This is a genomic window from Candidatus Poriferisocius sp. (assembly GCF_965214065.1).
Classification (GTDB): Bacteria; Actinomycetota; Acidimicrobiia; order Acidimicrobiales; family Bin134; genus Poriferisocius.
The window spans coordinates 548259-567225 of the sequence record NZ_CBDCAT010000027.1; the positions used below are offsets into that span (position 1 = coordinate 548259).

General features: G+C 65.4%; 24 protein-coding genes and 2 pseudogenes. 1 reads left to right on the forward strand and 25 read right to left on the reverse strand.

The window, feature by feature from the left end:
- Window positions 1–8: 8 nt before the first annotated feature.
- Window positions 9–872 (forward strand): SDR family NAD(P)-dependent oxidoreductase, encoded by an 864-nt coding sequence (locus ACOOGG_RS08910; protein ID WP_420434381.1) that lies wholly within the window; start codon window positions 9–11, stop codon window positions 870–872.
- Between the two features lie 9 nt (window positions 873–881).
- On the opposite strand, the gene alr is transcribed toward ACOOGG_RS08910, so the two are convergent.
- The 25 genes and pseudogenes from alr to rplX form a co-directional block, all read right to left on the reverse strand.
- The gene (alr, locus tag ACOOGG_RS08915; RefSeq protein WP_420434383.1) at window positions 882–1991 is read right to left on the reverse strand and encodes an alanine racemase; all 1110 of its coding nucleotides are present in this window, start codon (window positions 1989–1991) and stop codon (window positions 882–884) included.
- Window positions 1988–3403 carry an NAD(P)H-hydrate dehydratase gene (locus ACOOGG_RS08920; RefSeq protein WP_420434385.1) on the reverse strand — a complete coding sequence of 472 codons (1416 nt, stop codon included), beginning with the start codon at window positions 3401–3403 and terminating at the stop codon, window positions 1988–1990. The genes alr and ACOOGG_RS08920 overlap by 4 nt, the downstream gene beginning before the upstream one ends.
- Before the next feature lie 25 nt (window positions 3404–3428).
- Window positions 3429–6905 carry an SIS domain-containing protein gene (locus ACOOGG_RS08925; RefSeq protein ID WP_420434387.1) on the reverse strand — a complete coding sequence of 1159 codons (3477 nt, stop codon included), beginning with the start codon at window positions 6903–6905 and terminating at the stop codon, window positions 3429–3431.
- A 55-nt stretch (window positions 6906–6960) separates the two neighbouring features.
- On the reverse strand, window positions 6961–8271 hold the full coding sequence (gene glmM / locus ACOOGG_RS08930) for a phosphoglucosamine mutase (RefSeq protein ID WP_420434389.1): 1311 nt from the start codon (window positions 8269–8271) through the stop codon (window positions 6961–6963).
- Between the two features lie 8 nt (window positions 8272–8279).
- Window positions 8280–8861 (reverse strand): 30S ribosomal protein S9, encoded by a 582-nt coding sequence (rpsI, locus tag ACOOGG_RS08935; RefSeq protein WP_420435190.1) that lies wholly within the window; start codon window positions 8859–8861, stop codon window positions 8280–8282.
- Window positions 8765–9130, reverse strand: a pseudogene (gene rplM, locus ACOOGG_RS08940) (50S ribosomal protein L13); the annotation flags it as partial. The pseudogene rplM and the gene rpsI, both read right to left, overlap by 97 nt.
- Before the next feature lie 92 nt (window positions 9131–9222).
- Window positions 9223–9972, reverse strand: coding sequence for a tRNA pseudouridine(38-40) synthase TruA (gene truA / locus ACOOGG_RS08945; protein WP_420434391.1), 750 nt, complete (start codon window positions 9970–9972; stop codon window positions 9223–9225).
- 16 nt (window positions 9973–9988) lie between these two features.
- A pseudogene (gene rplQ / locus ACOOGG_RS08950) lies at window positions 9989–10339 on the reverse strand (50S ribosomal protein L17); the annotation flags it as partial.
- A 13-nt stretch (window positions 10340–10352) separates the two neighbouring features.
- Window positions 10353–11294: a DNA-directed RNA polymerase subunit alpha gene (locus ACOOGG_RS08955; protein ID WP_420434393.1), complete on the reverse strand. Its 942-nt coding sequence runs from the start codon at window positions 11292–11294 to the stop codon at window positions 10353–10355.
- Between the two features lie 42 nt (window positions 11295–11336).
- Complete coding sequence (rpsD, locus tag ACOOGG_RS08960) at window positions 11337–11954, reverse strand: 30S ribosomal protein S4 (RefSeq protein ID WP_420434395.1); 618 nt, start codon at window positions 11952–11954, stop codon at window positions 11337–11339.
- A 1-nt stretch (window position 11955) separates the two neighbouring features.
- Complete coding sequence (gene rpsK / locus ACOOGG_RS08965; RefSeq protein ID WP_420434397.1) at window positions 11956–12354, reverse strand: 30S ribosomal protein S11; 399 nt, start codon at window positions 12352–12354, stop codon at window positions 11956–11958.
- A gap of 22 nt (window positions 12355–12376) precedes the next feature.
- A complete protein-coding gene (gene rpsM / locus ACOOGG_RS08970; RefSeq protein ID WP_420434399.1) occupies window positions 12377–12757 on the reverse strand; it encodes a 30S ribosomal protein S13 in 381 nt (126 codons plus the stop codon).
- A gap of 3 nt (window positions 12758–12760) precedes the next feature.
- Window positions 12761–12874 carry a 50S ribosomal protein L36 gene (gene rpmJ, locus ACOOGG_RS08975; protein ID WP_420434401.1) on the reverse strand — a complete coding sequence of 38 codons (114 nt, stop codon included), beginning with the start codon at window positions 12872–12874 and terminating at the stop codon, window positions 12761–12763.
- A 49-nt stretch (window positions 12875–12923) separates the two neighbouring features.
- Window positions 12924–13148, reverse strand: a complete 225-nt coding sequence (infA, locus tag ACOOGG_RS08980) for a translation initiation factor IF-1 (RefSeq protein WP_419845009.1) — start codon at window positions 13146–13148, stop codon at window positions 12924–12926.
- 123 nt (window positions 13149–13271) lie between these two features.
- Window positions 13272–13829, reverse strand: a complete 558-nt coding sequence (locus ACOOGG_RS08985; RefSeq protein WP_420434404.1) for an adenylate kinase — start codon at window positions 13827–13829, stop codon at window positions 13272–13274.
- Window positions 13829–15178: a preprotein translocase subunit SecY gene (gene secY / locus ACOOGG_RS08990; protein WP_420434406.1), complete on the reverse strand. Its 1350-nt coding sequence runs from the start codon at window positions 15176–15178 to the stop codon at window positions 13829–13831. Before secY ends, ACOOGG_RS08985 begins: the two co-directional genes overlap by 1 nt.
- 36 nt (window positions 15179–15214) lie before the next feature.
- Complete coding sequence (rplO, locus tag ACOOGG_RS08995; protein ID WP_420434408.1) at window positions 15215–15700, reverse strand: 50S ribosomal protein L15; 486 nt, start codon at window positions 15698–15700, stop codon at window positions 15215–15217.
- Window positions 15697–15882, reverse strand: coding sequence for a 50S ribosomal protein L30 (gene rpmD, locus ACOOGG_RS09000; protein WP_420434410.1), 186 nt, complete (start codon window positions 15880–15882; stop codon window positions 15697–15699). The genes rplO and rpmD overlap by 4 nt, the downstream gene beginning before the upstream one ends.
- 5 nt (window positions 15883–15887) lie before the next feature.
- Entirely contained in the window at window positions 15888–16472 is a 585-nt protein-coding gene (gene rpsE, locus ACOOGG_RS09005) for a 30S ribosomal protein S5 (protein ID WP_420434412.1), read from the reverse strand.
- Window positions 16472–16834: a 50S ribosomal protein L18 gene (rplR, locus tag ACOOGG_RS09010; protein WP_420434414.1), complete on the reverse strand. Its 363-nt coding sequence runs from the start codon at window positions 16832–16834 to the stop codon at window positions 16472–16474. Before rplR ends, rpsE begins: the two co-directional genes overlap by 1 nt.
- A 64-nt stretch (window positions 16835–16898) precedes the next feature.
- Window positions 16899–17438 carry a 50S ribosomal protein L6 gene (gene rplF, locus ACOOGG_RS09015; protein ID WP_420434416.1) on the reverse strand — a complete coding sequence of 180 codons (540 nt, stop codon included), beginning with the start codon at window positions 17436–17438 and terminating at the stop codon, window positions 16899–16901.
- A 10-nt stretch (window positions 17439–17448) separates the two neighbouring features.
- A complete protein-coding gene (gene rpsH / locus ACOOGG_RS09020) occupies window positions 17449–17853 on the reverse strand; it encodes a 30S ribosomal protein S8 (protein ID WP_420434418.1) in 405 nt (134 codons plus the stop codon).
- A 41-nt stretch (window positions 17854–17894) separates the two neighbouring features.
- Window positions 17895–18080, reverse strand: a complete 186-nt coding sequence (locus ACOOGG_RS09025) for a type Z 30S ribosomal protein S14 (protein WP_419845018.1) — start codon at window positions 18078–18080, stop codon at window positions 17895–17897.
- Window positions 18081–18084: 4 nt separating this feature from the next.
- Window positions 18085–18654, reverse strand: a complete 570-nt coding sequence (gene rplE / locus ACOOGG_RS09030; protein WP_420434421.1) for a 50S ribosomal protein L5 — start codon at window positions 18652–18654, stop codon at window positions 18085–18087.
- Window positions 18654–18962, reverse strand: coding sequence for a 50S ribosomal protein L24 (gene rplX, locus ACOOGG_RS09035; RefSeq protein ID WP_420434423.1), 309 nt, complete (start codon window positions 18960–18962; stop codon window positions 18654–18656). Before rplX ends, rplE begins: the two co-directional genes overlap by 1 nt.
- Between the last annotated feature and the right edge of the window lie 5 nt (window positions 18963–18967).

Sequence of the window (18967 nt, forward strand, 5' to 3'; positions counted from 1 at the left end):
GAATTGACATGAGGGATTTGGCTGGGAAGGTGGCGGTGATCACCGGAGCAGGCAGCGGCATGGGCCGGGCCATGGTGCGCAAGGCCGCATCCGAGGGGATGCACGTCTTGGCCGGCGACATCGACGAGGCCGGGTTGGCTGAGACCGTCGGCGGCTTGGAGAATGCCCAGCTCATGCTGACCGACGTGACCAGCCCCGATGCCAACGAGGCGCTGGCCAACGCGGCGTTGGAGCGGTTCGGTGGAATCCACCTTGTGCATCTCAATGCCGGGGTGCTCACCGGCGGGTTCACCTGGGAGAACACCGTGGACGACTGGAGATGGGTGCTGGACGTGAACCTGTGGGGGGTGATCCACGGGGTGCGCAGCTTCATTCCCCGGATGCTGGACAAGGGCGACGACGGCCACGTGGTGATAACCGCCTCGGTGGGAGGGCTCACCTCCGGGGGGCTGCTCGGCCCCTACACCACCTCGAAGTACGGGGCGGTGGCCATCGCCGAGTCGCTCCATCGGGAGCTGGACATCATCGATGCGCCCATCGGGGTGTCGTGTTTGTGCCCCGGTCCGGTGGCCACCGGCATCTTCCGGGCAGAGCGCAACCGCCCCGACACCTACGAGGACACCTGCGGACCCATGTCGGCCGACGCTGAGGCGGCCGCCTTCCACCGAGCCCTGATCGATGCCATCGACGAGGGCACCGATCCGGCGGAGATCCCCGAATTGGTGTTCGACGCGGTGCGCGACGACCAGTTCTGGGTCTTCCCCCATCCCGACTTCAAAGACAGGATCGCAGCCCGCACCGAGTCGATCATGAACGAGACAAACCCCGAGTACACCGTGGGGCTTCCCCAGGCCATACCGCCGTCGCGCTAGGGCATTCCTTTACTGGTAGCGCGGGGAGACCCGGCGGCCGAGGTTGCAGACCACTTCGTAGGCGACGGTGTCGAGGCGATCGGCGATCTCGGTGGCGGTGATCTCCTCGTCGCCCTGACGGCCTAGCAAGATCACCTCGTCGCCGGGGGACACGGGGTGGTCAAGGCCGCAGTCGACCATGGTCTGATCCATGGTCACCACCCCGGCGATGGGCCGTCGGCGGCCTCCGATCAGCACCTCGCCCCCGGTGGTGCCCAGACGGCGGGTCCAGCCGTCGGCGTAGCCGATGGGGATGGTGGCCAGCTGGGTGTCGGCGGGGGCGGTGTAGTGGTGGCCGTAGGAAACCGGGGTGCCAGCGGCGATTGTTTTGACCATGGCAACCTCGGTGCGCAGGGTCATGGCCGGCTGAAGCGGCAGGCAGCCGGCCAAGGCCGGCGACGGGGGTATGCCGTAGATGGCGATGCCGCAGCGCACCATGTCGAACCGACCGGTGGAGTGGGCAATGGCCACCGCCGAGTTGGCCAGGTGGCGGGAAAAGTCGTGGTGACCAGCCAGCCGCAGCCGGGACAAGAGATGGTTGAACTGCTCGATCTGGTAGGCGGTGAAGGCGTTATCGGGTTCGTCGGCCACTGCACAGTGGGTCCACACGCCGGCCAACTCCAGCGTGTCGCGCTCGGCGATGGCGTCGGCCAGCATCATCACCTGAGCGGGTGGGGCGCCCACCCGGGCCATGCCAGTGTCGACTTTGAGGTGCACGGGCTGGCGTACCCCGGCGGCGGCCGCGGCGGCCGCGGCGGCGGCCAAGCCCTCGCCCTGGTACACCGTGGGAGTGAGTCGGTGCTCCACCACTTCGGCAAACTCGTTGGGCCGGGGCTCCGACAAAAGGAGCACGGGAGTGTCGATCCCGGCCTCTCGGAGTTGGCGGCCCTCGTCCACCAGGGCCACCGCCAGCGTGGTGGCACCCGCCTCGACGGCGGTTCGAGCCACCGGGATCATGCCGTGCCCGTAGGCGTCGGCTTTGACCACCGCACACAGCTCGGCGGGATGGACCATTTCGGCCAACAACTCCACGTTGTGGGTGATGGCGGAAAGGTTGATGTCGGACCAGGTTGGCCTCATGGGGTCGCCTCTTGCTGGGAGGCGGCTTCCCATACCCTGGGCAGGACAAATAGCAGATCGGACGCCGTCATGGCGGCCGGCGGGCAGGCGTTGGCAGCCTGGCCGTGAAGCCAGGCGGCGGAGGCGGTGGCGTGCATGGGTTCAGCGTTGGTGCTGAGCAAGCCACATATGAGTCCGGCCAACACGTCGCCAGTGCCGGCGGTAGCCAACCGGGCGTCGCCGTTGGTTACGGCCAGAGCGTCGCCGCCGGGATGGGCCACCACGGTGGTGGGGCCTTTGAGTAAGACGACCGCCCCGGCGGCGGCGGCCAGGGAGCGGGCGGCGGCGAATCGGTCGGCATCGGGGGCAGCGCCGGTGAGAATGCGGTATTCCCCGTCGTGGGGGGTAAGCACGGTGGGGGCAAAGCGTTGGGCCAACACATCTGGCGCATTGGTGCCCAGGGCGCTGAGGCCGTCGCCGTCCACTACCAGAGGCAGCGGAACCTTGGCGACGAGGTCGCGGACTGCTTTGACGGTGTTGGGGTGTCGGCCCAACCCAGGCCCGACCAGCACGGACTTGAAGCGGGCCAATTCGTCGTCATCAACCGCAGAGGCCCAATCATCTGCCGGCAAGGGCCAACCGACGGCCTCGGTGGGCGCGGCGGCGGGGCCATCCAGAAGGTCAGCAGCGTCGAGGCCGGGGGTACTGAGCCGGACGTAGCCCGATCCGCCCCGCAGTGCGGCGCTGGAGGCCAAATGAGCGGCCCCGGTCATGCCCGGCGATCCCGCGATAACCCAGCAGGCGGTCTTCCACTTGTGGGCCTCTGCGGGCCGCACCAGCAGCCAACGGCCCACGTCATCGGCGGTAACCAGGTGGGTTCGGGCTCCTGATACATCGAGGCCGATGGGGGCCACGGTGATCCGGCCGCAGTGCTGTGCGCCGGGATGGAGGATCAACCCTGGCTTGAGTGCACCGAAGGCCACGGTTTGAGCTGCGACCCAGGCGTGTCCGCGGATCTCACCGGTCAACCCGTCCACACCAGAGGGGATGTCGGCGGCCAGGATCGGAGCAGCTTGGTCGGGGTTGTCGAGCGATGGGGCGGGGCGGGGTGGGGAATAGGGCCGACGCAAGCCGGTGCCGTAGGCGGCGTCGATGGCCAAGTGGGCGGCGGGCAGCGAGTCGGGGCCATCGGCGGCATCGACTACCGCCACTCGGACGCCGCGGCGGCGCAACCGCTGGGCGGCAGCCCGTCCGTCGGCGCCGTTGTTGCCCTTGCCAGCCAGCACCGTCACCCGTCGTCCGTAGCCTCCCCCCAGCATGTCCAGCGCGGTTCGGGCCAGCGCGGCGCCAGCCCGCTCAATCAGCTCCTCGACGGGCTCCGGAGCGGCCGCATCGATGGCGGCCATCTCGGCCGGGGTGACGATGGGGGTCATTTCAAAGGCGTACCCGAACACCAGATCATGGCCGCCAACGGTCAGCGAGCTCGGCCACCGGCTCCAGCATCAGAGATTCGGTGCTGATATCGCCCAGCCGGTCGAGGCGGAAGTCGGGTTCGGTCTCGGTGACCTCGTCGCGCAGGGCGGCGAAACGGTTCCGATAGCCCTCCAGCACCTTTTGGGCCGTCTCGGGTGAGAGGCTGGGCTGAAACCGCACATGCAGCAGGGTGAGGCCAGTGGTCTGGCGGTCTTTGACCTCGGGGATCAAGACGATGGTCCGGCCGTCGGAACGGCCCCGGGCGGCTCGAACCTGCCGCTCCACGGCTACCAGGTGCTTGCTGCCTCGCAAGGTGGGGTCGCGTTCGGTGCGAGAGGCCAGTCCCACGGTGATGCCGCCGCGGTCGATCACGTGGATGGTGGTGCTGGGATCTTCCGGGTCTCCGTTGATGCCGTAGCGGATATAGCCGGTGACCTCGGCCACCGCGGGGTCGAGGGCGGTCAGCGTGCGCAGCGTTTGGTAGCTGAGCTGGTGGCGAGGAGCGCCGGCGTCGAGGGCGGCCCGGACTAGGGGCAGTTCCAGCAGCGACTCCTCGGCTCGGGAAATGCCCACGGTGACGGTCTTGGCCTGGTGGCGAATGGCGTCCACTGGGCGGGTTAGCTCGCCCACCGCCACGGTGAGCATGGCGGTGAGGTCTTCCAGAACCACAGCCGGGGTGCCCACTCGGCCCCGCTCCAGTTGGTAGGCGTCGAGAGGGGCGATGCCCAGGGCATAGCGGTACATGGAGGCCATCTCGGCGGCGGTGCCAGCTTCGAGGCATCCATTGTAGCGGCCTTGGCGCAGGTCCTGGAAGAACTGCTGGGCGGCCGGTGTGAACTGGGTGCGAAGGGAGGCCAGCATTTCCTGGCTGTCGATGTCAGCTTCGTTGCCGGCATCGCTGGAGGCCACTTCGGCCTCGATGGCCGCCCGAGTCTCCCGCAGGGGTTGGGCCAGCTCGTCGATGGCCAGCGCCGACTCATATCCGAACAGGTGGCCCACCATGGTGGCCAGCACGAAGGCCAGGTCGGGCGAGGCGGTGTTCGGGGTGGCGATCACCTCGGATGCGGCGTCGAAGCGGACTTCGGTGCTGCTGGTGATCACGATGGGGGCGGCCTTGTGGGCCCGGAAGATGGCCACCTCTTTGGCCACATCGTCGGCGGTGGAGTCGAACAGCCCGGCAGCGCACACCAAGATCAGCGGTTCGGAGGACAGATCGATGTGTTTTTTGTCCTCGGTGGTGTCGCAGGCGATGGACTTGTAGCACAGCTCAGAGAGCTTTATGCGGACTTCCTCGGCGGCTACCCGGTTGAGCCCGTTGCCCACCACCGCCCAATATGTTCGGCCCAGGGCGTGGCGCCGGACGACGTCGGCGATGCGATCGTGCAGGTTGAGAACGTCGGCCATGGCCGCGGGGAGATCGCGCAGCGAGGTCAACAGTTGCTGGCGGCGCTCCTGCTGGCGGAGGTCGAGCGGACGGTCTCCGTTGACGGCGTCGGCTAGAGCCACAGCTAACAACACCCCTGCGGCCACTTGGGCGTAGAACGCCTTGGTGGAGGCCACGCTCATCTCCACGTCCCGGCCGTCGGAGGTGTAGAGCACCCCGTCGGATTTGTCGCATAGGTCGCTGTTGCGCCGGTTTGCGATGGCGATGACGGCGGCCCCTCGCCGCCGAACCAGATCGACGGTGCGATTGGTGTCGGTGGTGGTGCCCGACTGGCTGATGGCGACAACCAGGGTGTCGCTCATGTCGGCCTGCATCCCGAAACCCGACAGCTCGGTGGCCAAAGCGGAACTGACCTGTCGATCAGGCAGCTCGTGGCGCAGGAAATGGGCCAGGCTGTGGCCGGCCACAGCGGCGGTTCCCTGGCCGATCACCACGATGTTGGCGATGCGGCCGTCAGCCAGCCGCTGCACCAAATGATCGGGGAGAGTTTCGGACCCCAGTCTCACCGCCAGGGTTGGGGAGTGCGTCTCGCTCTCGGTGCTGACGATCCGGCCCCGCAGGGTCTTGCGGAACGACTCGGGCGATTCGGTGATCTCCTTCAGCAGATAGTGGCGGAAACCCCGGCGGTCGACATCGCGGGTGGTGATCTCGGCATCGGCGATGTCGGCGGCGGCCACCGGCAGCGGAGTGCCGTCGCAGGAGAACCGCTGCACGGCGGCCAGGTCCCCGGCGTGGTCGCGGTTGAGAACCACCACCTGACCCCGGCTGGCGTCAGCGTTGTTGGGATCAGATGGGGTTTCACCGTCCATGCGAAGGTAATGGTTGGCCTGTTCAACCAGCCCGTAAGGCTCGCTGGCCACCACGTAAGCGTCTTCGGCGGCGCCAATGTACAGGGCTTGGCCACTGCCCCGCAGGGCCAGCAGGAGTTGGTCGGGATTGGCCGCGGTCTGACCGGCGATGGCCACCGAGCCGGCGAGGTCGGCGACGGTGCCGCGGAATGCGTCGATGGCGCTGTGCGGGCCGTCCAGTCGGGCCGACCAGAGCGTTGGGATGACCTTGGCGTCGGTGGTGATGCCGGGATCCAGGGCCAGACCATGCTGGGCCACCAAATCGGTGTGGTTGTCGACGTCCCCGTTCAAAGCTCCAATGGCATAGATCCGGTCGGGGCCTTCAACCGTTTCGGAGTTGAGCGGGTGGGCGTTGGCTTCGTTGATCATCCCCACGCTGGCCCAACGAGTGTGGCCGATAACCACTGCCGAGGCCGCTTCGGCGTCCACAGCGGCGGCCAGCAGCTCGTCGGCGGTAACGGCCGCTCGCAGTGCGGCGGTGTTGTCGCCGAGTTCGCCGATCTCGGCGGCGGCCTTGTAGACGAAGCTCAGGGAGTTGTCGGCCCAACGCACCGAGCCCGACCGGAACAGAGGATCAGCCGCACGCTCGGCCAGTGCCGCAGCCACCGCCGGGGTTGAGGGGTCGAGACCGTGACCGCTGACCATGATGTGGATCCCGGCCGAGTCCCGCCCTCGAACCTCCAACCTGTCCAGGGCCGACAGGGTTATCTGCACCGAGCTGAACGCGGCCAGGGCAGGTTCGCTGGCTGCGGGTCCGGCCAATGCAGCCACCGCGTCGGCGGTGCTCAGCCGGTCGTTGCCGATGGCCCATAAGGCGTCCTTCAAATGGACCAGGGCGGCGTTGACCGCCTCATTGGCCCGGTCGCCGGCGGACCGGTCAAGATCGCTTTCAAGGGCGCTGATCAGCCGGTCGATCTCGCTCAGGGTGGCCCGGATAGTGGCCCGCAGCGGCTTCTCAGTCAACAGCGCCTGGAGCCCGGGGGTGCCCCGGAGTAGTTGGTCAGCGCGGATCAGGTTTTGGGCCCTGGCCTCGATGTGGCTAGCTAGGTCATCGGCGCCGCCGAGGTCGCGCAACGACACGACCACCGGGCTCAAAAGGTCGAGGACCTCGGCCGAGGTCGGGGGAACACGCTCTGACCGGCGCCGTACCACCGCGACAATGCCGCACATCGTTCCCCAAGGTTAGTGGCCAACATGGGAAATGACCTGCCGAGGGCCGAAGGGTTCAGATGCCTATCGCCTCAGCGACGTTTGCGGCGACGGATTCGGCATTTTCAGGGGTCTCGGCTTCCACCATGATTCGGACGACGGACTCGGTTCCGGAGGGGCGGACCAGGATTCGGCCGTGTGCGCCCAGTGTCTGCTCGGCGGCGGCTACCGCGGCGTTTAGGCGATTTTGGTCGATGGAGCTGGGGTCGATGGACACGTTGTGGAGTACTTGGGGCATCTTGGTCATGGCCTCGGCAGCCAAGTCCCTCAGCGGCACACCCCGGCGGGCGATTACCTCGAGGAGCTGCAAGGCGGTCACCAGGCCATCTCCGGTGGTGGCCAGGGCGGGGAAGATCACATGGCCTGATTGCTCGCCGCCCAACGCCCAGTCGCCGTCTTGCAGGGCAGACCACACATGGCGGTCGCCCACTGGGGTAGTCACCACGTTGATGCCCCGCCGGGCCATGGCCCGGTGGAAGCCCAGGTTGGTCATCACCGTAACCACCACGGTGTCGTCGGGGAGCCGGCCCCGCTGATGTCGGTCGATTGCGCAGATGGCGATGATCTGGTCGCCGTCGACGAGCTCGCCGGTGTGGTCCACGGCCAGTACCCGGTCGGCATCGCCGTCGAAGGTGAGGCCTAGGTCGGCGTTCTCCCTGAGTACAGACCTGGCCACTGCCTCGGGATATGTGGAACCGCATTTGTGGTTGATGTTGCGGCCGTTGGGGGATGAGTTGATAACCGTGACGGTTGCGTTGTGGGCTTGGAGCGGGTCGGGTAGGACGACTGTGGCCGCCCCTTGGCCCGCGTCTACCAACACACGGAGTTCGCGACCGTCGAAATCAGCTGTTTTGGCCACCGCGTCTTGGTATTCCTCCAACATCTCCGACCCGTCGGAAGTGCGCCGGGGGGTGCCAAGGGTGGATACGGTCTTGCGGTCGGAATACCCCAGATTCGACTCCATGGCGGCTTGGGCTTCGTCGTCTAGCTTTCGGCCCTCAGGACCGAAGAGCTTGATGCCGTTGTCGTACCACGGATTGTGGGATGCCGAGACCATGGCGCCCGGGGCGCGGGTACGAGCCGCCGCCCATGCCACTGCCGGAGTGGGAGCAACTCCCAAGTCGATGGAGGAGACACCGACTGCACTGAATCCAGCTGCCAATGCTTCGGCGAATTCAGGACTGGACTCCCTGGTGTCGCGGCCGATGACGACCGGACTAGTTGGGGCCATGACCTCGGCGGCCGCTTGGGCCAGTCGGACGACGTCGTCGGGATGGAGCTCCCTGTAGGCTCGTCCCCGAACCCCGTCGGTTCCGAAGCGCAGCACAGGAGGGCTTAGCGCTTGGAGTACTGGGGCGCCTTGCGGGCTTTCTTCAGGCCGTACTTCTTGGATTCCTTCTTGCGGTCGTCGCGGGTGAGGAATCCCTCCTGCTTGAGCACTTCCCTCATCTCAGGATCCAATGCCACCAGCGCCCGGGAAATGCCCAGTCGCAGAGCCCCGGCCTGGCCGTTGGCCCCGCCGCCGTGCATGTTCACGTCGATGTCGTACATCTCGGCGGTGTTGGTGACCCGGAGGGGGGCCATAAACGCCATCCGGTGGCTCTGGGAGGGAAAGTAATCCTCGGCTTGGCGCCCGTTAACGGTCACCTGCCCGGAGCCGGGGCGAAGCCGGACGCGGGCGACAGCTCGTTTGCGGCGTCCAGTGGCCTGGGTCAAAGGGGCGGTCATTAAGAGTCTCCGGTCCTGGATCGGGCCCCGGGGATATCCAAGGGCTGGGGCTGCTGGGCTTCGTGGGGATGGAGCGGCCCGGCGTAGACCTTGAGCTTGCGGAGCATCTGGCGACCGAGCCGGTTCTTGGGGAGCATCCCCCGTACTGTGCGACGCACGGCCTCGGCGGGCTGGGTCTCCAGCAGGTATCCGTAGCTGGTCTGGCGCAGACCGCCGGGATAGCCGGAGTGGCGGTACACCTGCTTGTCAGTGGTCTTGCTGCCGGTGAGCACCACCTTATCGGCGTTCACAATAATGACGTGATCACCGGTGTCGAGGTGGGGCGTGAAACCGGGCTTGTGCTTGCCCCGCAGCACGCGAGCCACCTCGGTGGCCATCCGGCCGAGGATGAGCCCTTCGGCATCCACGACGTGCCACGCGCGTTCGATGTCTCTGATTTTCGGGGTGTAGGTGGGCATCGGGCTTCCTTCGGACGCGATCCCGGAAAGGCAATGATACGGCCCACACCGGGGGAGTGACAACTGCCCCAGAGAGTGTTGCACCCAGCGATTTACGAATAGGAGACCGACCACAGGCAAAGGCCGTGAGGCGGGGCCAGGTTGGGGACTTCGGAGCGGTCTTTGGCGGCCAAGATGGCGGCCATGTCCTCGGCGGGGCGCCGGCCGGCGCCGATGTCCACCATGGCGCCGGTGATGGAGCGGACCATCTGGTGGCAGAAGGAGGAGGCTTCGACCTCGAAGCGCAACAAGTCTTGATCGGCTGGTTGCCAACCGGCCCGTTTGACGACGCGTACCCGGGACTTCTCCGTGCCGTCGGCAGTGTGCTGTCGGCGGCAGAACGAGGAGAAGTCGTGTTCGCCCAAAATGGCGGTTGCCGCCGCGTTCATGGCGTCGATGTCCAGCGGCTGGGGACAATGCCAGGCGGTGGCGGCCAGAAACGGATCGGGCACGTCACGGTTCAAGACGGTGTAGCGGTAGGTGCGACCGATGGCGTCGAAGCGGGCGTCGAACCCGGCCGGGACGGCTTCGAGGGCTCGGATGGCGATGGCCGGGGCCAGCATGCGGTTCACCGCGGTGCGTATGTGCAGCAGATCGGCGTCGTTGGGGGCGTCGAAGCTCACCACCTGGCCCCAGGCGTGGACGCCGCTGTCGGTACGGCCGGCACAGGTCAACTCCACCGGTTGCCGCAGACACCGGGCCAGGGCTTCGGTCAGGTCACCGCCGATCGTGCGGACTCCTAGGTTGACGGCGAATCCGTGGAACGACTCGCCGCGGTAGGCGACCGTCGCTCGTACCCGCACGGTCGCTGGGCTGCTAAACCAGCTCGATGCGGGCCATGGGGGCGTTATCGCCGTAGCGGGGGCCCAGCTTGAGAATGCGGGTGTAGCCGCCGGGCCGGTTGGCATAGCGGGGGCCGATGTCCACTATGAGCTTGTCGGCGATCTCCGGGTCTCCCAGGTGGGCCAGGATCTGGCGGTGGTTGTGCTGTCCGCCTTTTTTGGCCTTGGTAATGAGTTTCTCCGCCACCGGGCGCATGGCCTTGGCCTTGGCCTCGGTGGTGGTGATGGCCTCGGCCGCGATCAGCGAGGCCACCAAATTGGCCATCATCAACTTTTGGTGCTGTGAGCTACCGCCGAAGCGGCGTCCTTTGCGGGGTCGTCCGGGCATGGTGTTCCCTGTTCTACGAGCGGGGGCCGGCGAGGGCGAGACCCCGCTCGTCCAACTTCTCGTTGACCTCGTCCAGCGATTTCTGTCCAAAGTTGGTGATGGCCAGCAACTCGTCCTCGGTGCGGGCCAGCAATTCGCCGATCATGTTGATCTGGGCTCGCTTGAGGCAGTTGCGGGGCCGTTCGGAAAGATCCAGGTCTTCGATGGGCAAATCCAGGTCGGGGGCGCCGGCCAGAGCACTGCCCGCTTCCGCCATGCCCAGACCCTGGGGCTCATCGCTCATCTCCTCGACCAACTGCACCAGGGCCCGCAGGGTGGCACCGGCCGAGGCCAGGGCATCCTGGGGCGTGATGGAGCTGTCGGTCTCGATGTCGAGTACCAGACGGTCGAACTCAGTGGACTGCTCCACACGGGTGGGTTCGACGTTGTAGGTCACCCGGCGTACAGGGGAGAAGATGGAATCGATGGGGATGACGCCGATGGTGGAGTCCTCTTTGTTGATCTCCGCCGACACATAGCCTCGCCCCTGGGAGACGGTGATGTCCATGGCCAATCGGGCCTTGCTGTTCAGCCGGGCGATGACCAAGTCGGGGTTGAGAACCTCGACGTCGGGGTTGACGTTCAAGCCCGCCCCGGTGAGCTCTCCAGGGCCTCGCTCGTCGATGCGGAGTTCAACCGGTTCTTCGCTGTGGCACCGCAGGACGAGATCCTTCAGGTTCAAGATGATATCGGTTACGTCCTCGGCCACACCGGCGATGGTGTCGAACTCGTGGAGGGCGTCGTCGAAGCGCACCCGGATCACAGCCGCTCCGGGGATCGACGACAGCAGCGCTCGGCGCAGGGAGTTGCCCAGGGTGTGTCCGAAGCCAGGCTCCAGCGGGCCGATGGCAAACCTCTGGCGGTTGTCTTCCGGCTCGGTAACGGACTCCACGGTGGGTCGTTGCATTACCAGCATGATCCGGCTCCCTCAGTTCTTGGAAAGATGGTTGATTTTGGGTTACTTGCTGTAGAGCTCGACAATGAGCTGCTCTCGGACAGGCACATCGATCTGCTCGCGCAGCGGGGTGTCTCGCACGGTGGCTTCGAGGCCGTCGTCAGTCCGGCTCAGCCAGGCGGGCGGAGTGCGGTCGAGCACGTCCAGGTTCCACGTCACCACGATCATCTCCTTGGCCTTGTCCCGCAGTGACAAGACGTCGCCCTTACGGAGCCGATAGCTAGGGATGTTGACCCGGCGGCCGTTCACATTGATGTGGCCGTGAGAGACGAACTGGCGGGCCTGCGGGCGGGTGGCAGCCCAGCCGAGGCGGTACACCACGTTGTCGAGCCGCAGCTCCAAGAACCGCAGCATGTTCTCGCCGGTGACCCCTTTGTGACGGGCCGCCTCTTTGAAGATGTTGCGGAACTGGCGCTCGTTGAGACCGTAGGTGTACCGGGCCTTCTGCTTCTCCTGAAGCTGGAGCAGGTACTCGGACACATTGCCCCGTCGCCGGGACCTTCCGTGTTCGCCCGGGGGGTAGGGGCGCCGCTCCAGAGCGATGGTCTCGCCCTTGGTGCCCCATACGTTTACGCCGAGGCGCCGGGACACCCGGGACCGCGGGCCGGTGTAGCGGGACATGTCAGACCCTCCGCCGCTTGGCCGGGCGGCAACCGTTGTGGGGCATGGGGGTTACGTCTTTGATGCCGGTTATCTCGATGCCCACTCCCTGAAGCGAGCGGATAGCGGTCTCGCGGCCCGAGCCCGGTCCGCGGACTTGTACGTCTACTTTCCGCACACCATGCTCCATTGCCTTGCGGCCGGCCTGCTCGGCGGCCATCTGGGCGGCGAACGGGGTGGACTTGCGAGACCCCTTGAATCCGACATTGCCGGCTGAAGCCCAGGAGATGACGTTCCCCTGTTGGTCGGCAATGGTCACGATGGTGTTGTTGAAGGAGCTCTTGATGTGAGCCACCCCGTAGGAGATGTTCTTGCGCTCTCGACGGCGGGGTCGGCGCCCTCCGGCTGATGGCTTGGCCATTAGCGAAAAATCCCTTCTCGTCTCACTTCTTCATCACCTTTTTCTTTCCGGCGACTGTCTTTTTCGGGCCCTTGCGAGTCCGAGCGTTGGTATGGGTGCGCTGTCCCCGCACGGGGAGCCCCCGGCGATGGCGCAGCCCCTGATAGCAGCCAATCTCCATCTTGCGCTTCACGTCTTGGCTGGTCTCCCGGCGGAGGTCGCCCTCCACCCGCAAACTGCCCTCGATGTAGTTGCGCAGCCGGGCCACCTCTTCATCGGTGAGGTCGCGAAGTCGGGTGCTCTCGTTTATATCGGTCTCCGAGCAAACCTGGCGGGCCAGAGACGGCCCGATGCCGAATATGTAGGTCAGCGAAACCACGGTCCGCTTCTCCCGCGGGATGTCGACGCCGGCGATACGGGCCACAGCTCAGCCCTGCCGCTGCTTGTGTCGGGGGTTGGCGCAGATCACCCGCACTCGCCCATGGCGGCGTATGACTCTGCACTTATCGCAGATTTTTTTGACGCTGGGACGGACTTTCACGGCGTGCCTTTCGATGATCCGTTGTGCGCTGGGGCAATTTGCATTGGGGCTATTTGTATCGGTAGGTGATCCGGCCCCGCTGAAGGTCGTAGGGAGTCAATTCCACTTGGACCCGGTCGCCGGGGAGGATTCTTATGTAGTGCATCCGCATCTTCCCGGAGATGTGGGTGAGCACTTTGTGCCCGTTCTCGAGTTCAACCCGGAACATGGCATTGGGAAGGGACTCGGTAACCGTCCCTTCCATGATGATGGCGTCTTCCTTGTTTTTCGCCAAGGGCGACCTCTCCTGACGTCCTGGCAAGCTGTTGCGGCGTACCGCGCGAATAATGGCCCACTGAGTGAGCCGAAGAGCAATGCTACCCGCCGCTGCCGATGGGGACAAACCGGCTGGCGGGTCCTAGAGCCCGTCGATGACCTCGGCGAGGCGGGCGAATACCTCGTCTTCGCTACCCAGCCCATCGACCACGGCCAAGCTCCCCCGATCCTCGAACCAGGCCAGCAGGGGAGCGGTCTCAGCCTCGTAGAGCTCCAGCCGACGGGCGATGGTCTCGGCGGTGTCGTCAGCCCGGCCCCGGGCCAGCATCCGCTCGGTGACCTCGGCAATGGGCACGTCGAGGTTGATGGCCAGATCGGGTCCGGACCCGCCCGCAATCTCGGCCAGAGCGTCGGCCTGGGCGGTGGTGCGGGGGAACCCGTCCAACAGCACTCCGCTGGCTTGGATGTCGTCGTCAGCCAACCGTTCATCGACAATACCGATCATGATGTCGTCGCCCACGAGGTCGCCGGCATCCATCACCGCCTTGGCCCGCAGCCCCAGTTCGGTGCCCGCCTCCACCGCGGCCCGAAGCATGTCGCCGGTGGACACGTGGATTACCCCGTAGCGTTCAGCTAGCAACGCGGCCTGGGTACCCTTGCCCGACCCTTGACGCCCCAAAATCACGAGGACCTGAGGCATTACTTCAGGAAGCCCTCGTAGTTTCTCATCATGAGCTGGCTGTCGATCTGCTTCATGGTTTCCAGGGCTACGCCCACCGCGATCAGCACGGAGATGCCGCTGAAGCTATAGGCGGTTGCGCTCTGGCTGGGGATGTACTGGGAGAGGGCAATGGCGGGGATGACGGCCACCGCGGCGATGAACAGCGCCCCGGGCAAGGTGATACGCGACAGGATGCGGCCCAGGTAGCGCTCGGTCTGGCGGCCCGGTCGGATGCCGGGGATGAACCCGCCCTGCTTGCGTATCTGATCGGCCTGCTTGACCGGGTCGAAGGTGATGGCGGTGTAGAAGTAGGCGAATCCCACGATCATCAGGGCGAAGACAATCAGATACACCGTGTCGGCCGGATCGCCCAAGTGAGTGTTCACCCAGCTCTGGACGCTCTCCCCCCAGGTGTTGTGATCGGGATTGGAATCAGAGGGCAGCACCGCCGAGAGCAAGATGGGCAGGTACAACACCGAGCTGGCGAAAATGATGGGGATAACGCCCGATTGGTTCACCTTAAGCGGGATGTAGGTGCTCTGGCCGCCGGCCATGCGCCGGCCAACCACCCGCTTGGCGAACTGCACCGGTATCTGCCGCTGGCCGTTCTCCACGAATACGATGGCCACCAAGAGGGCCAAGTACATGAGGGCGATGACGAACACCGCGCCCCAGCCCTCCGACGCCTTCACCAACGAGAACTGATTGGGAATGGTGGACACCACCGAGGCGAAGATGATCAGCGACATGCCGTTGCCGATGCCCTTTTGGGTGATGAGCTCGCCCATCCACATCAAAAGGGCAGTGCCGGCGGTAAGGGTGAGCACTACCAGGAACACCCGGGGGGCGGTGAAGTTTGGCAATAGGTCGATGGCTTGGTTGGCGTTGCCGCCCGTGAGGCTGAGCCCGCCTCCGCCGTTATGGAAGAGGAAAGAGAAGGAAGTGGCTTGGATTATGGCGATGGCGATGGTCAGGTACCGGGTCCACTGGGTGATCTTGCGCTGGCCGACCGCGCCCTGGTTCTGCCACTGCTCGATGCGGGGGATTACCACGCCCAGCACCTGCATGATGATGGACGCGGTGATATAGGGGAATATGCCCAGGGCGAAGATGGCGAACTGCGACAGGGCGCCACCGGAAAAGAAGTTCAGCAAGCCGGTGACACCGCCGGCATCAGCTTGGTTGCGGAGCTGGTCTACGGCGTCGAGGTCGACGCCAGGGGAGGGGATGGCGACACCGAGGCGGAAGATCACCAGCATCGACAGGGTGAACAGGATCTTGTTCCGCAGATCGGCCACTCGGAACATGTTTGTCACCCTGGTGAGCACGGCGATTCCTACTCCTTTGACCCAGTCAGGCTTCGGTTATCGGTTGGTAAGGGCGTTGCCCTTGGCCGGCGGTCGCCCGGTGAAGGGTTTGGGCAACACCTCCACGCTACCGCCTGCGGCGGTGATGGCCGCTTTCGCCGACTCGGAGAAAGCGTGGGCCTTGACGGTGACTGCTCGGGTCAGCTCTCCGCGACCCAGCACCTTGGCCAGAGCACCCTTGTGCAAAAGGCCGTGTTCGCGCAGGACCTCAGGAGTGATCTCGTCGAGCCCGGTGGCTTCGATGACATCCAGGTTGATGGCCTGGTATTCCACCCGGAACGGATTCTTGAACCCCCGCAGCTTGGGCACACGGCGGGCCAACGGCATCTGGCCGCCCTCGAAGCCGACGGGGATCTTGCTCCGGGCCCGCTGGCCTTTCATGCCCCGGCCCGCGGTCTTCCCGCCCTTGCCGGCGATACCCCGCGCCTTGCGCTGCGGCTGCTTGCGAGAGCCTGGAGCTGGTTTCAGATCGTGGACTTTCATGATTCGTCGGTCTCCTCCCAAGAAATCAGGTGGGCCACCTTGTCGATCATGCCCCTGATCTCAGGGGCGTCTGGCAGGGTGTTGGTCTGCCCGATGCCTCGTAAGCCCAATGCCCGCAGCGTGCCTCGCTGCTTGGGTCGGGTGCCGATCTGCGATCGCGTCTGGGTGACCTTGATAGCCATGGCCACTACTCCTCGTCGTCCGCCGAGGTGGCGGCGGACGTGCGCTCCGATTCCCGGTAGGCGGCCAGCATCCCGGCAGGCACAAACTCATCGGCCGGAATGCCCCGGTGGCGGGCCACCTCGTCGGGGCGTTTGAGGGCCTTGAGTCCGGCAATGGTGGCCCGGGCCACGTTGATGTGGTTAGGCGAGCCCAGCGACTTGCACAGGACATCGCCGATGCCGGCCTCTTCCAGGATGGCCCGAGCGGCGCCACCGGCAATCACGCCGGTACCGGGTGCAGCCGGTTTGAGCAAGACCCGTCCGGCCCCCATCTCGCCGATAATCGGGTGGGTGATGGTGGACGATGCCAGCGGTACCCGGAACAGGTTGCGGCGGGCTTCCTCGGTGCCCTTCTGAATGGCCAGGGGCACCTCCTTGGCCTTGCCGTAGCCCAGTCCGACCCGTCCCGCGCCGTCACCGATCACCACTAGGGCGGTAAAGGAGAACCGGCGTCCGCCTTTGACCACTTTGGCCACCCGGTTGATGTTGATAACCCTGGAGTCGCGCAGCTGGGCGTCGCCGGTTGTAGTTGGGGTTGAGGTGTCAGTCATCAGAACTCCAGTCCAGCTTCTCGAGCTGAATCAGCCAGGGCGGCTACTCGTCCGTGGTAGCGGAAGCCCCCCCGGTCGAACACCACCGCAGTGATGTTCTTGTCTTTGGCCCGTTCGGCGATGAGCTTGCCCACCACCGAGGCGCCGGCCATGTTTCCAGTCGGACCGGACCGCAGCTCAGACTCTGTGGTGGAGGCCGACACGATGGTGTGGCCCGCAGCGTCGTCGATGAGTTGGGCGATCATGTGGCGGTTGGACCGGTACACGGCCAAGCGGGGACGTTCGGCGGTGCCTTGGATCTTCTTGCGGACCCGGCGATGCCGTCGGACCCGGCTCTGGTGCTTGTGTTGGACGCTGCTCATATCGATACTCAGCTCTACTACTTGGGTTCCTCGTGCAAGTGACTCTTCGTCTTGTCTCGCCGAGTCACTTGGCTGCCTTCCCGGCTTTCCGGATGATCCGCTCGCCGGCGTAGCGGATGCCCTTGCCCCGATAGGGCTCAGGCTTGCGGATGGCCCGGATGTCGGCGGCCACTTGGCCGACCGCTTGTTTGTCGAAGCCCAGTACGTGGATACTCGTCTGGTTGGGCACCTCGAAGGTCACGCCGTCGGGGGCCTCAACGTACACAGGGTGGCTGAACCCCAGCTGAAGCTCGATTTTGCTGTTGCCCTGGGCTATGGCCCGGTAGCCCACACCGACGATCTCCAGTTCTTTGCGGTAGCCCTCGCTGACGCCGGTGACCATGTTGGCCAACAGCGACCGGTTCAACCCGTGCAGCGCCTTGGTGCTGCGCTGCTCGTCGGCCCGCTCGACGACGACGAATCCGTCATCCATTCGAGCCGAGATGGCCTCGGGAAGGTCGTGCTCCAGCGAGCCGCGGTTGCCGGAAACCGTGACATGGGCGCCGTTGATGGCCACTTCCACGCCGTCGGGCACCGGTATGGGGTTCAATCCAACTCGTGACACCGAGGTCCTCCTACCAGACCACGCAGACGACTTCGCCGCCGATGCGACGGCGGCGAGCCTCGCGGTCGCTCATCAATCCCTTGCTGGTGGACACGATGGCCACCCCCAGCCCGCCGAGCACCCGGGGGATGCCGTCCGACTTGGAGTAGACCCGCAGGCCGGGCTTGGACACCCGGGTAATCCCGGAGATGACCCGCTCCCGCTGGTCGGAGTACTTCATGTCGATCGTGAGGGTGTGTCCGGGGCCGCGCTCGGCCTGGGCCACCTCGAAGTTGTCGATGTAGCCCTCCTGCTTCAGGACGCCGGCCAGCGCCACCTTCATCTTGGAGGACGGCATCTTCACTTCGTCGCGCATGGCGGTGTTGGCGTTGCGGATGCGGGTCAACATGTCGGAGATGGGGTCGGTCATAGTCACAGTCGCATCACCTCACCAGCTCTTGGGAATCAGTCATGATCTCACCAGCTCGCCTTGGTCAGGCCGGGGATCTCGCCGGCGTGGGCCAGCTCCCTCAGGCACACTCGGCACAGCCCGAATTTGCGGTACACGGCCCGAGGCCGGCCACAGCGGCGGCAACGGGTGTAGGCCCTAACCTTGAACTTGGGCGTTCGCTGTTGTTTTTGTACAAGCGCCTTTTTTGCCATTGAGTTACTGTCCCTCAGCTTGGAATGGAAACGAGAAGGCCTCGAGCAGCGCTCGGCCCTCCTCGTCGGTGATTGCGGTTGTGACGATTGTGATGTCCATGCCCCTTACGGTGTCGATGGAGTCGTAGTCGACCTCAGGGAAGATGAGCTGCTCGGTAACCCCGAACGAGTAGTTGCCGTTCCCGTCGAAGGATCGGGCGGAGAGGCCTCGGAAGTCTCGGATGCGGGGAATGGCCAGGTTGATCAGCCGATCCAGGAACTCCCACATGCGGGGTCCCCTGAGGGTGACCTTGGCTCCAATGGGGTTCCCCTCGCGGATCTTGAAGTTGGCGATGGACTTCTTGGCCCGAGTGACGACGGGGCGCTGGCCGGCAATGGTGGTCAGGTCGGCCACCGCACCATCGAGCAGTTTGGCTTGGGCCACGGCCTCGCCTACGCCCATATTCAAGACGATCTTCTCGAAGCGGGGGACCTGCATAACGTTGTTGAGCCCCAGATCCTCTTTGAGCTGGTCGCGGATCTCTTCCCGGTACAAGGTTTGGAGCCGGGGGGCGGTAGCGGTATCGGCGGCCATCACAAATCAACTCCGGTACGACGGCAGACGCGGATCTTTCGGCCGTCGGTGTCGAACCGGTATCCCACCCGGGTGGGGCGGCCGTCGGCCGGGCTGACCACGGCCACATTGGAAGCTTTGATGGGCATCTCCTTGTCGATGATGCCGGTCTGCATGATCCCCTGGCGAGGACCCTGGTGCTTGGTAACAATGTTCACGCCGTCCACGATCACCGTTCCCTCGGTCGGGTAGGCGAACATGACCTCGCCCTCTTTGCCCCGGTCTTTTCCGCTGAGCACCCGGACTCGGTCTCCTTTGCGAATCTTCATGGCCC